Origin of the sequence: Streptomyces sp. 8N706, from assembly GCF_052245415.1 — a bacterium.
In the GTDB taxonomy this organism is placed as follows: Bacteria; Actinomycetota; Actinomycetes; order Streptomycetales; family Streptomycetaceae; genus Streptomyces.
On record NZ_JBQQBW010000063.1, the window covers coordinates 27,454 to 41,160 of the forward strand.

General features: G+C 74.4%; 1 pseudogene. It reads right to left on the reverse strand.

Annotated features, from left to right (window positions below):
• Positions 1-7: 7 nt before the first annotated feature.
• A pseudogene (locus ACTWQE_RS22115) lies at positions 8-13,707 on the reverse strand (type I polyketide synthase); the annotation flags it as partial.

A 13,707-nucleotide genomic window follows, 5' to 3' on the forward strand; every position in this document is an offset into this window, starting at 1 on the left:
CGTTCTTTCAGCGCTCGTGGTGGGAATGGCCGTCGGAGGAGGGATCGCCATCGAGGGAGGATTCGCCGTCGAGTCGGGGATCGCCGTCCAGTGCCGCTCGCACCAGGTCGTCGACGTCCATCGTGTCGATCGACTCCTCGTAGGCGTCCGTCGCCGTCCCGGTGGCCGCCGTCTCGCCGCCCGCCCCTGCGGTCCGCTCGGCGAGCTTCATCAGGGGTTCGAGTACGCCGATCTCGCGCAGCTGGGCCACGGAGACGGAGGCGAGCAGGGCCCTGATGCCGGAGGAGTCCACATCGCCGTCGTCGGCCCTCTCCCCGGGCCCCTCGTCGGGAACGAGCAGGCTCAGGATGTGCGAGGCCAGGTCGGCGGGGTTGGGGTGGTCGAAGACCAGCGTGGCGGTGAGGCCCAGTCCGGTCGCGGCCCCGAGCTGGTTGCGCAGCTCGACGGCGCTGAGGGAGTCGAAGCCGAGGTCACGGAACGCCCGGTCGGCGCCCACGGCGTCGGTGAAGTGTCCCAGCACGGCGGCGGCCCGGGTGCGGACCAGGTCCAGTACGGCTGCGGAGCGCTTGGCGGGCGGCAGGCCCGTCAGCTTCTCGCGCAGCGCGGCACCGGTGGTCTCCTCGCCGGTGTCCCCCACCGGGTGGTGCCCGTCGGCGGCGGCCGGCTCGCCGAGGAGCGGGCTGGGCCGTACGGCGGTGAAGGAGCGGACGAATCGGTCGCGTTCGATGTCGGCGACGACCTCGGTGGGACGGCCGTCCATGACGGCCCGGCGCAGCGCCGTGACGGCGAGGTCCGGGTCGAGCGGGCGGATCCCGGTGCGCTGGGCCACGTCGGCCGCCCGGCTGTCGTCGGCCATTCCGCCGCCGCCCCATACGCCCCAGGCGATGGAGGTCGCGGCCAGGCCCTGGGTCCGGCGCTGTTCGGCGAGGGCGTCCAGGTAGGCGTTGGCGGCGGCGTAGTTGGCCTGGCCGGGGTTGCCGACCGCGCCGGACGACGAGGAGAACAGGGCGAACACGGCCAGGTCCAGGTCCCGGGTGAGGTCGTGCAGGGCCAGGGCCGAGGCGGCCTTGGCGCGGAAGACGGCCTCGAAGCGGTCCGGAGTGAGGCTGTCCAGGACACCGTCGTCCAGAACGCCCGCGGTGTGGACGACGCCGGTCAGGGGCGCCTCCTCGGGGAGGTCCGTCAGCACCTTCGCGAGCGCGTCGCGGTCGGCGGCGTCGCACGCGGTGAGGGTGACGTCCGCGCCGAGCACGGTGAGTTCGGCCCGCAGTTCGTCCGCGCCGGGCGCGTCCGGGCCCCGGCGGCTGAGGAGCAGCAGGTGCCGTGCGCCCGACCGGGCCAGTTCGCGTGCCACGTGGGCGCCCAGTGCTCCGGTACCGCCGGTGACCAGGACGGTTCCGGTGGGGTTCCACTCCTGGGTGCTCCGCCCGGCCGGTACGGGTACCAGTCGGCGGCCAAGGACGGCGGAGGGCCGGATCGCGATCTGGTCCTCGCCGCCGGGGGCGGCGAGCACGTCGGCGAGGCGGGCCGCGGACCGGTCGTCAAGGGTGCCGGGCAGGTCGATCAGACCTCCCCAGCGCTGCGGGTACTCCAGGGCGGCCACCCGTCCCAGTCCCCACACGGCGGCCTGGTCGGGTCCGGGCGCGGGCTCGCTGGGCGCGGTGGCGACCGCGCCGCGGGTGACGCACCACAGGGGTGCGGCGAGGTCCGCGTCGCCGAGCGCCTGGATCAAGGTGGTGGTGAGTGCCAGCGCCTCGGGGGCGTGCGCCGGGTGGGCGGGTTCCGTGGCAAGGGCGAGCAGGGAGACCACGGCGCTGAACTGGGGCCCTTCGGCGACCTGTCGGCGCAACAGGCCGGCCAGGGCGGCGCGGTCGGTGCCGGGCGCCGTGAGGCGCACGGTGTCCGGGCCCAGGGCGGCGACGACGTCGGCGACCCACGGATCCTGCTCGTGCCCTGCCGGGATCACGGCGAGATGGGTGCCCGCCGGGGTGTGGGAGGGCGTGCGGGTCAGCGGCTCGAAGGTGATCTGCTGCCGCCAGCCGTCGACCGTGCCGGACTCCTCGCGCCTGCGGCGCCAGTCCGCGAGCGCGGGGAGCACCTTGGACAGCGCGTCGCGCTCGACGTGGAGCGTGGCTTCGAGTTCGGCGAAGTCCGCCTCCCGCAGCGCCGACCAGAAGCCGTCGTCCGCGGCGGTCGCCGGGGCGGGGTCGGTGGCGGGCTGGGCGGACTGGGCAGTCGGCCAGAACCGCTGGTGCTGGAAGGGGTAGGTGGGCAGGTCGGTGCGGCGGGGCGCGGCCTGGGCCCCGGTGAGTACGGCGGGCCAGTGCGGGCTCAGTCCGTCGGCGTGCAGCCGGGCGAGCGCGGTGACCACACACTCCTGCTCACCGCGGTCCCGCCGCAGCGCCGGTACGGTGACCGCCTGCGAGGGCAGGGTGTCCAGGGTGTCCTGGGCCATGGCGCACAGCGCGCCGTCGGGGCCGAGCTCCAGGAAGACGGACACGCCGCGCTCGACGAGGGTGCGGACGCCGTCGCCGAAGCGGACGGCCTCGCGGACGTGGCGCACCCAGTAGTCCGGGGAGCACACCTGCTGCTCGGTCGCCGCCTCGCCGGTCACGTTGGACACGAGCGGGATCACCGGGGCGTCGTAGCCCACGCTTTGGGCGACGCGTCGGAAGTCCTCGAGAATGGCGTCCATGTGCAGTGAGTGAAATGCATGGCTCACCCGCAAACGCCTAGTCTTGCGCCCGTCCGCGGTGAACTTCTCCGCGATGCCGAGGACGGCGGCCTCGTCGCCGGAGAGGATCACGGACCGGGGTCCGTTGACCGCGGCGACCGACACTCCGTCGGTCAGCACCGCCCGCGCCTCTTCCTCGGTGGCCTGTACGGCGACCATGGCGCCGCCCGCGGGCAGGGCGTTCATCAGCCGCGCCCGTGCGGCCACGAGCTTGCACGCGTCCGGGAGGGAGAAGACCCCGGCCACGTGGGCTGCCGCGATCTCGCCGATGGAGTGCCCGGCGGCGAAGTCCGGGCGGATGCCCCAGGATTCGACCAGCCGGAACAGTGCCACCTCGATGGCGAACAGCGCGGGCTGGGTGTAGCCGGTCTCGTTCAGCCGCTCCGCGTCGTCGAACACGACGTGCCGCAGGGGATGTTCGAGCTCGGCGTCCAGGTGCGCGGTCACCGCGTCGAAGGCCTCGGCGAACGCCGGGAAGCGGGAGTACAGCTCCCGGCCCATGCCCAGTCGCTGTGTGCCCTGGCCGGAGAACAGCACCGCGAGCTTGCCGCGGCGGGCCGCCACCTCTCCCTGTACGAGCTGCGGCGAGGTCGTGCCGTCGGCGAGCGCGGCCAGGCCGTTGAGCAGGTCCTCGCGGCTCTCGGCGAGGACCGTGGCCCGGTGTGCGAAGGCCGAGCGGGTGGTGGCCAGCGCCAGGGCGAGGCCGGTGGTGGTGAGTTCGGGCCGGGCGGTCACGTAGGAGTGCAGCTGCCGGGCCTGGGCCCGCAGCGCTTCCGGCACGGCGCCGGACAGGGGCACCGGCAGCGGGCCGCCTGCCTCCTGGGGGTGCTCGGGCTCGTCCGCCACGGTTTGCGCGGGCTGTTCGATGATCACATGGGAGTTGGTGCCGCTGGCGCCGAAGGCCGAGATTCCGGCCCGGCGCGGGCGGCCGGTACGTGGCCAGTCGGCCGCGTCCGCCAGCAGTTCGACGGCTCCGGCGCTCCAGTCGACGTGTGCCGAGGGCTCGTCGATGTGCAGGCTCCTGGGCAGCACGCCGTGGCGCATCGCCAGCACCATCTTGATCACACCGGCGACGCCGGCGGCCGCCTGGGTGTGGCCGATGTTGGACTTCAACGACCCCAGCAGCAACGGCCGTTCGCGGTCCTGTCCGTAGGTGGCCAGCAGCGCCTGCGCCTCGATGGGGTCCCCCAAGGTGGTGCCGGTGCCGTGCGCCTCCACGGCGTCCACGTCGGCCGGTGTCAGCCCCGCGTTGGCCAGCGCCCGCTGGATGACGCGGCGCTGCGAGGGGCCGTTGGGGGCGGTGATGCCGTTGCTGGCGCCGTCCTGGTTGATGGCCGAGCCGCGCAGTACCGCGAGGACCTCGTGCCCGTTGCGGCGGGCGTCCGAGAGCCGTTCCAGGACGAGGATTCCCACGCCCTCGGACCAGCCGGTGCCGCTCGCGGCGGACGCGAAGGGCCGGCAGCGGCCGTCCGGCGCGAGGGCCCCCATCTCCCCGAACTCGACGAAGTTCACCGGGCTGGACATCACCGTCACACCGCCGGTCAGGGCGAGGGAGCACTCGCCGCCCCGCAGGGCCTGGGCGGCCAGGTGGAGTGCCACCATGGACGACGAGCATGCCGTGTCGACGCTGACGGAGGGGCCTGCCAGGCCGAATTGGTAGGCCACCCGGCCCTAGAGCAGGCTCGCCGACTGCGCGGTCTGCGCGTGGCCCAGCTGGCCCGCTTCGGGCCGGTAGTCGCCCGATCCGCCGCCGATGAACACGCCGGTGTCGCCGCCGCGCAGCTGGGCGGGGTCGATGCCGGTGCGCTCCAGGGCCTCCCAGGTGGCTTCCAGGAGGATGCGCTGCTGCGGGTCCATCACCATCGCCTCGCGCGGTGAGATCCCGAAGAATCCGGGGTCGAAGTCGGCCACGTCGTAGAGGAATCCGCCTTCGCCGGTGACGGTCCGGCCGTGGCCGTCCCGGTCGCCGTGCAGCAGCCGGTCCAGGTCCCAGCCGCGGTCCGTGGGGAAGCCGCCGATGGCGTCCGTCTCGCCCATGACCAGCTGCCACAGGTCCTCGGGCGAGCGGATCCCGCCCGGGTAGCGGCAGCTCATGCCGACGATGACGATCGGGTCCTCGGCGGTGCCGGCGTCCTTCGCCCGTGCCGCCGCGGGGAGTTCCGCCGCGTCCTCGGCATACTCGCCGAGGAGTGCGGCCCGCAAGTGATCGGCGAGCGCGTCGGCCGTGGGGTAGTCGAAGACGAGGGTGGCGGGCAGGGCCAGACCCGTCGCGGTGGCGAGCTGGTTGCGCAGGTCGACCGCGGTCAGCGAGTCGAAGCCCAGGTCCTTGAACGCCTGGCCGGAGGGTACGGCGTCGGCCTCCGCGAAACCGAGCACCGCGGCCACCTGGGCACGGACCAAGGCCAGCAGGACCTCGGTGCGTTCCGCGTCCGGGCGGGCCGCGAGTTCGGCCCGGAGTCCGGAGGCGGTGCCCGGCGTCCGCTCGGCACCGCCGGAGTCCGCCACGGCCTCGCGGGCCTCGGGCAGTTCCGCGAAGAGGGCGCTGCGCCGATTGCGGGTGAAGGCGGGCGCGAAGGCGTCCCACCGTACGTCGGCGACCGTCACCGAGGGGGTGTCGGTGCCGAGGGTGCGGGCGAGCGCGGTCAGGGCCCGCGCGGGGTCCATCGCGGGCAGCCCGTTGGCCCTCAGGTGGGCGGCCAGGCTGTCGGAGGTGGTGTCGGCCCAGCCGCCCCACGAGACCGTCGTGGCAGGCAGTCCGCGTGCGCGCAACGTGCGTGCCAGGGCATCGAGTTGGGCTCCGGCTGCCGCCTCGACGCCCCGGCCTCCGGCACCCCAGGTCCCGGCGATCGAGGAGAAGAGGACGAACGCGTCCAGGGGGCGGACGCCGGCCGCCGCCTCGGCCACGGCCGCCAGGCTCTCCACGTCCGCGTGCAGCGCGGCCAGGGCGGCGCCGGGGTCCTCGGCGGTGTCGGGTCCGTACGCGTCGGCGTCCGACGGCCCGCCCGTGTGGACCACGGCGGTCAGCGGCGCCTGTGCCGGGAGCGCGGCCAGCTCTGCCAGCGCAGCCAGCAGCGCCTCGCCGTCGGTCGGCGCGCAGTCGAGCACCGTCAACGGCACGCCCAGAACGTCGAGTTCGGCACGCAGCTGCGCCGTGTCCGGTGCGGCGGGGTCGGCCAGCACCAGGTGCCGGGCGCCCTGTTCGGCGAGCCAGCGGACGCAGTGTCCGCCGGTTCCGGACGCCGGGCCGACGACCAGGACCGTGCCGGCCGGCTGCCACGGGGCCACGGGGGCGTCGTCCGTGGCGCGCACCAGCCGTCGCCCGAGGACGCCGGAGGGCCGCAGCGCGACCTGATCCTCGTCGCCGGTGCCGGACAGGACGGCGCGAAGCCGTTCGGCCGAGCGCCGGTCGAGCACCTGCGGTACGTCGACCAGGCCGCCCCAGCGGTCGGGGTGGTCCAGGGCCGCGACCCTGCCGAGCCCCCACACCGCCGCCTGGGCGACGCTGACTTCGGTCTCCGAGCGGCCCACCGACACCGCGCCGCGGGTGACGCACCACAGCGGGGCGTCGATTCCGGCGTCCGCCAGTGCCCGCAGCGCCCCGTCGGGCCATGCCGGTCCGGAGGGGAGAGCGTCGGCGTACGAGGCCGCGAGAAGGGAGACCACTCCGCGGAACTCGGCTCGCTGTGCGGCGAGTTCGGTGAGCCGTCCGGCGAGCGCGCCGCCGTCGGTCGCGTCGGCTTCGACGGTGACGGCCGACTCACCGAGGGCCGCGAGCACGGCGGCGGTCCACTCGTCATCGGTGCCGCCCGCCGGAACGAGCGCCAGCCACCGTCCGGAGAGGGTGCCGGGCGCGGTGCCGGTCAGCGGCTTGAAGGTCACGTGGTAGCGCCAGCCGTCCACGGTCGAGCGCTCGACGCGCTTGCGGCGCCAGGCGGACAGGGCGGGTACGAGCGCCGACAGCGCGGCGTCGTCCAGCTCCAGGCCGGCCGACAGCGACGAGAGGTCCTCGCGCTCCACCGCGTCCCAGAACTCGGCGTCCACGGGGTCCGGCGAACCGGTCCGCGCATGCGCCGCAGGCGCGCCGTCCGGCCAGTACCACTGGTGCTGGAAGGGGTAGGTGGGCAGGTCGACGCGGCGGGCACCGGTGCCGGTGAAGATCCCGGACCAGTCCACCCCGACGCCTGCGACGTGCAGGTGCGCGAGAGCGGTGAGCAGCGCGGTCTCCTCGTTCCGGTCCTTGCGCAGGGCCGGAACGGCGGTCGCAGTGCCGTCCAGGGTGTGCTGGGCCATCGCGGTCAGCACACCGTCGGGGCCCAACTCCAGGAATACGGCGGCCCCTTCGGCGGCCAGGGCTCGCACGCCGTCGGCGAACCGGACGGTCTCCCGCACATGCCGCACCCAGTACTCCGCCGAGCAGACGACGTCCTCGGTGACGAGTTCACCGGTGAGGTTCGACACCAGCGCAATCCGCGGAGCCTCGTACGACAGGCGCTCGGCCACCCGCCGGAAGTCCTCCAGCATCGGCTCCATCAACGGCGAGTGGAAAGCGTGGCTCACCGGCAGGCGGCGGATCTTGCGCCCATCGGCCGCCAACTCCTCGGCCACCCGCAGGACTTCGGACTCGTCCCCGGCGATCACGACCGCCTCGGGACCGTTGACCGCCGCGAGCGACACGCCATCCGTCAGTCGCGCCGCCGCTTCGCTCTCCGTCGCCTGGACGGCCACCATCGCGCCACCGGCCGGCAGAGCCTGCATCAGCCGGGCCCGCGCCTCCACCAGCGCGCACGCGTCCGCCAGCGAGAACACCCCGGCCACATGCGCCGCCGCGATCTCTCCGATCGAGTGACCGGCCACGAAGTCCGGCCGCACACCCAAGGATTCGGCCAACCGGAACAGCGCCACCTCGATGGCGAACAGCGCCGGCTGGGTGAACCCGGTCTCGTCCAGACCCTCCGCATCGCCGAAGATCACATCCCGCAGCCCGGCGTCGAAGTGCGCCAGCACCTCGTCCAACGCCTCGGCGAACACCGGGAACCGGCCGTACAGCTCCCGTCCCATACCCACCCGTTGAGCACCCTGGCCCGAGAACAGCACCGCCAGCTTCCCGTCGACCTCCTGGGCGACGCCGCGTGCGAGTTCCCGTACGCCCTCTCCGTCGGCCGCGAGGACCGCGCGGTGGGCGAACGCCGCCCTGCCGGTCGCGAGGGAGTGGCCCACGTCGACCGGTGACGGGCCGGTCAGCGCCGAGACGCGCTCGATCTGTGCCGCCAGCGCGGCCTCGGACTTGCCCGACACCGGCCAGGGCACGATGCCCGGCACCGTGGCGGGCTCCTCTGCCACGGGCTCCTCGGCGTCCGGCGCCTGCTCGATGATGACGTGCGCGTTGGTGCCGCTGACGCCGAAGGCGGAGACACCGGCCCTCCGGGCGTGCCCGGTCTCGGGCCATTCCTGCTGCTCGGTGAGGAGCGAGACCGTGCCGTCCGTCCAGTCGACGTGCCCGGACGGGGAGTTGATGTGCAGGTTCTTGGGAAGGACGCCGTGGCGCATCGCCAGGAGCACCTTGATGGTGCCGGCGACGCCGGCGGCGGCCTGGGTGTGGCCCAGGTTCGACTTGACGGCGCCGAGCAGCAGCGAGCGTTGCCTGTCCTGCCCGTAGGCGGCGATCAGGGCGTGAGCCTCGATCGGGTCGCCCAGGGTGGTGCCGGTGCCGTGGGCCTCGACGACATCCACGTCGGCGGGGGCGAGGTCGGCGTCGGCGAGGGCCTGGCGGATGACGCGCTGCTTGGCCCGCCCGTTGGGGGCGGTCAGGCCGTTGGAGGCGCCGTCCTGGTTGACGGCGGTGCCGCGCACGATGCCCCATACGTCGTGGCCGTTGCGGCGCGCGTCGGAGAGGCGTTCCAGGAGGAGGACGCCCACACCCTCGGACCAGCTCGTGCCGTCGGCCGCGTCGGCGAACGGCTTGCACCGCCCGTCGGGGGCCAGCCCGCCCTGGACCGTGAACTCGGTGAAGGAGTCGGGGCTGGACATGACCGAGACGCCGCCGGCCAGGGCGAGGCTGCACTCGCCGCTGCGCAGGGCGCCTGCGGCCATGTGCAGGGCGACCAGCGCGGAGGAGCAGGCGGTGTCGACGGTGACGGCCGGGCCCTCCAGGCCGAAGGCGTAGGAGAGGCGGCCGGACAGGACGCTGGCGGTGTTGCCGGTGGCGACGTGACCGCGTACGTCGGCGGTGCCGGTGCCCTGGCGCAGGAGCGTGGCGTAGTCCTGGCCGTTGGTGCCGACGAAGACGCCGGTGCGGCTGCCGCGCAGGGTGGTCGCGTCGATTCCGGCGCGCTCGAACGCCTCCCAGGACGTCTCGAGGAGCAGCCGCTGCTGGGGGTCCATGGCCAGGGCCTCGCGGGGCGCGATGCCGAAGAAGGAGGCGTCGAAGAGGCCGACGCCGTCCAGGAATCCGCCTTCGAGGGTCGCGGAAGCTCCCCGGGCGAGCGCGTCCAGGTCCCAGCCGCGGTCCGCGGGGAATCCGCTGATCGCGTCCTCACCGCGGCTCAGCAGCTGCCAGAGGTCCTCGGGGGACCGTACGCCGCCGGGGAAGCGGCAGTTCATGCCGACGATGGCGATGGGGTCGTCGTCCGCCGCGCGGCCGGCGAGGGCCGGGGTGCCGGTTGTGGAGTCGGGCAGGGTGCCCAGGAGTTCGGCGAGCAGGAAGTCGGCGAGGGCGGTGGGGGACGGGTAGTCGTATACGAGGGTCGCGGGCAGTTTCAGGCCGGTGATCGCCGTCAGGGTGTTGCGCAGTTCGACGGTGGTCAGCGAGTCGAAACCGAGGTCGCTGAAGGCGCGTTCACCGCCGATGTCCGAGGTGCCGGTGTGTCCGAGGACCGCGGCCACCTGGGTGCGTACCAGGTCCAGGACGAAGCGCGGGCGCGCGCCCGTGGAGAGTCCGGCGAGCCGCCGGCGCAGGGCCGGTTCCTGCAGGGAGGCTTCCGGTGTCCCGGCGGGCGCCGTGGCCCGGAGCAGTTCGGGCAAATCTCTGACGAGGGGACAAGGGCGCTTCGCGGCGAACACTCCCACATATCGCCACCAGGCGATGTCCTCGAGGGTCAGGGCCGTGGCGTCGTGCTCGATGGCCTGGCGCAGCGCGGTGAGGGCGAGTTCGGGTGCCATGGGGGCGAAGCCACCGCGCCGGACCCGGCTTTCGATGTCGGTGCCGTCGGCGGCCATGCCGGTCCCGGCCCAGGGGCCCCAGGCGAGGGAGGTCGCGGGCAGGCCGTGGGCGCGGCGGTGTTCGGCGAAGGCGTCGAGGAACGCGTTGGCGGCGGCGTAGTTGCCCTGTCCGGGGGCGCCGAGGGTGCCGGCGATGGAGGAGAAGAGCACGAACGCGGTCAGGTCGTGGCCACGGGTCGCCTCGTGCAGGTTGAGGGTGGCGGTGACCTTGGCGCGCAGGACGGCGGCGAACTTCTCGGGGGTGAGGGTGTCGATGGTGCCGTCGTCGACGGTGCCCGCGGTGTGGAAGACCGCGGTGAGCGGGTGCTCCCGCGGGATCGCGTCGAGTACGGCGGTGAGGGCCGCGCGGTCGGCGGTGTCACAGGCCGCGAGGGTGACGTCGGCGCCCCATGCCTCGAGGTCGGCGGCCAGTTCGGCGGCCCCGGGGGCGTCGGCGCCGCGGCGGCTGACCAGCAGCAGGTGCCGGGCGCCGTGGGTGGCGAGCCATCGGGCGAGGTGGCCGCCGAGGGCGCCGGTGCCGCCGGTGACGAGCACGGTCCCGGTGGGGTGGAACTCGCGCGGTGCGGGGGCCTGTCCGAGGGGGTGGTGGGCCAGCCGCCGGGCGTAGGTCGCGGTGGCGCGTACGGCGAGCTGGTCCTCGCCGTCGCTCGCGGCGAGGGCGGCGGCCAGGCGGCGCAGGGTGGTGTCGGTGAGCTCGTCGGGGAGGTCGACAAGGCCGCCCCAGCGCTGCGGGTGCTCGAGTGCGGCGACCCTGCCCAGGCCCCAGACGGCGGCCTGGGCCGGGCGGGCCGGGTGTTCGGAGCGGCCGATGGCCACGGCGGTGCGCGTCACGCACCACAGGGGTGCCTCGATCCCGGCGTCGCCCAGTGCCTGTACGGCCGTAGCCGTCAGCAGCAGACCCGCGGCCGGACCGGTCCCATCGGTCGCCTCGGCGTCCTCGGTGTCCTCGCCCGCTGTCGCCAGCAGGGACAGGACGCCCGTGAACCCGCTGCTTTCGGCGGCCAGTTCACGCAGCCGCTCGGCCAGATCCGCGCGCTCGGGGGCGGTGACCTCGACCCGTACGGTGTCGGTGCCCAGGGCGCCGGTGACGGCTTCGAGCCGGTCCCGGTCGGCGCCCGCCGGTGCGAGCACCAGCCAGGTCCCGGTCGGGTGTGCGGGGCCGGAGGCGGCCGGGCCGGTCAGGGGCTTCCAGGTGGTCCGGTAGCGCCAGCTGTCGACGGTGGAGCGCTCCCGGCTCTTGCGGCGCCAGGAGGACAGGGCGGGCAGGACGGCGGTGAGGGTGTCGTCGTCCAGGTCCAGCGAGGAGCCCAGCGTCTCAAGGTCCGCGCGCTCCACCGCCGACCAGAATTCCGCGTCCGCCGCGTCGGCGGGGCCCGCGGGCGCGTCGGTGCCCGTGGCCGCCTCGGGCCAGTAGCGCTCGCGCTGGAAGGGGTAGGTCGGCAGGTCGGTCCGGCGGGCGCCGGTACCGGCGAACACGGCGTCCCAGTCGATCCGCACCCCGTTGAGGTGGAGCCGGGCCAGGGCCGTGGTCAGTGCCGGGGCCTCGCCGCCGTCGCGGCGCAGGGCCGGGACAGCGGCGGCCGGGGTCGCCTCGTCGGCGGTCTCGCCTACGGCGCCGCTGAGTACCGCGTCCGGGCCGAGCTCGAAGAAGGTGGTCACGCCGTGCTCGGTGAGGTGGCGTACGGCGTCGGCGAAGCGGACGGTGCCGCGGACCTGCCCGGTCCAGTACTCCGGCGAGGCGAGCTCCTCATGGGTGAGGAGTGCGCCGGTGACGGTGGACACCAGCGGCAGCGTGGGGGCGTGGCAGGTGACGGAGCCGACGGCGCGGGCGAAGTCCGCGAGCATCGGGTCCATGTGCGGCGAGTGGAAGGCGTGGCTGACGCGCAGTCGCTTGGTGCGGCGGCCCGCCTCGTGGAAGTGGGCCGCCAGGGCGAGTACCGCGTCCTCGTCGCCCGCGACGACCAGGGACGCCGGGGTGTTGACGGCGGCGACGGTGGCCCGCCCCTCGTACTGGTCGAGGAGGGGCAGCACCTCGTCCTCGGTGGCCTCGACGGAGGCCATGGCGCCTCCGGCGGGCAGGGCGGCCATCAGACGGCCGCGGGCCGCGACGAGGGTGCAGGCGTCCTCCAGGGTGAGGACTCCGGCCGCGTGCGCGGCGGCGAACTCGCCGATGGAGTGGCCCGCGACGTAGTCGGGGCGCAGGCCCCAGGACTCGGCGAGGCGGAACAGCGCCACTTCGAGGGCGAAGAGGGCCGGCTGGGTGTAGCCGGTGTCATCGAGTAGTTCGGCCTCGGGGGTGCCGGGTCCGGCGAAGAGGATCTCCCGTAGCGGGCGGTCGAGTTCGAGGTCGAAGCGGGCCAGTACGGCGTCCAGGGCCTCGGCGTAGACCGGGTAGCGGTCGTAGAGCTCGCGTCCCATCCCGGGGCGCTGGCTGCCCTGGCCGGTAAAGAGGAAGGCCAGGCGGCCGCCGCCGGGGCGGCCGGTGAGCAGTGCGCCGTCGGGGGTGCCGTCGCGCAGCGCGGTCAGGGCGCGGGTGAGGGCGTCGGGGTCGTCGGTGACGACGGCCGCGCGGTGTTCCAGGGCGGCGCGGGAAGTGGCGAGGGAGAAGGCGAGGTCGGTGAGCGGGAGCCGGGGGTGGTCGGCGAGGTGGGTCAGGAGCCGTCCGGCCTGGGCGCGCAGGCCCGCTTCGGTGCGTCCGGACAGGGTCACGGGCACGGGGGCGGGTTCGGCCGGGTGAGCCGGTGTGGTGGCGGTGCCGTCGTCGTTCCCTTCGGCACCCTCGGGCCGGTCTTCGGGGGCCTGTTCGAGGATGGTGTGGACGTTGGTGCCGCTGAGTCCGAAGGAGGAGACGCCCGCGCGGCGCGGGTGCCCGGTGCTCGGCCAGGGCAGCGGTTCGGTGAGCAGCCGGATGGCGCCGGAGCTCCAGTCGACGTGTGTGGAGGGCCGGTCGATGTGCAGGCTCTGCGGCGCGCTCGCGTGACGCATGGCCATGACCATCTTGATGATGCTGGCGACGCCGGACGCCATCTGGGCGTGGCCGATGTTGGACTTGACGGAACCCAGGAGCAGCGGGTGCTCGGGGTCGCGGTCCCGGCCGTAGGTGGCGAGGAGGGCCTGGGCCTCGATGGGGTCGCCGAGCGCGGTGCCGGTGCCGTGGCCGTCGATGACGTCGATCTCGGCGGGGTCCACGTTGGCGTTGGCCAGGGCCTGGCGGATGACGCGCTGCTGGGACGGGCCGTTGGGGGCGGTCAGGCCGTTGGAGGCACCGTCCTGGTTGACGGCGGAGCCCCGGATGACGGCCAGGACCTGGTGCCCGTTGCGGCGGGCGTCGGAGAGCCGCTCGACGAGGACGAGGCCGACGCCCTCGGCCAGGCTCATGCCGTCGGCCTGGTCGGAGTAGGCCTTGCAGCGGCCGTCGGCGGCCATCGCGCGCTGCCGGCTGAAGCCGATGAACGCGCCGGGCGTGGACATGATGCTGACGCCGCCCGCGAGGGCGAGGGAGCTCTCACCGTTGCGCAGGGACTGGCAGGCCAGGTGCAGGGCGACCAGGGAGGAGGAGCAGGCGGTGTCGAGGGAGACGGCCGGGCCCTCGAGGCCGTAGGTGTAGGACAGGCGGCCGGACAGGACGCTGGAGATGGTGCCGGTGATCAGGTGCCCCTCGGCGCCCTCCGGGCCCGCGCCGGAGGCGCCGTAGTCCTGGTAGCTGGCGCCGATGAAGGTGCCGGTGCTGCTGCCGCGCAGGGTGGCGGGGTCGA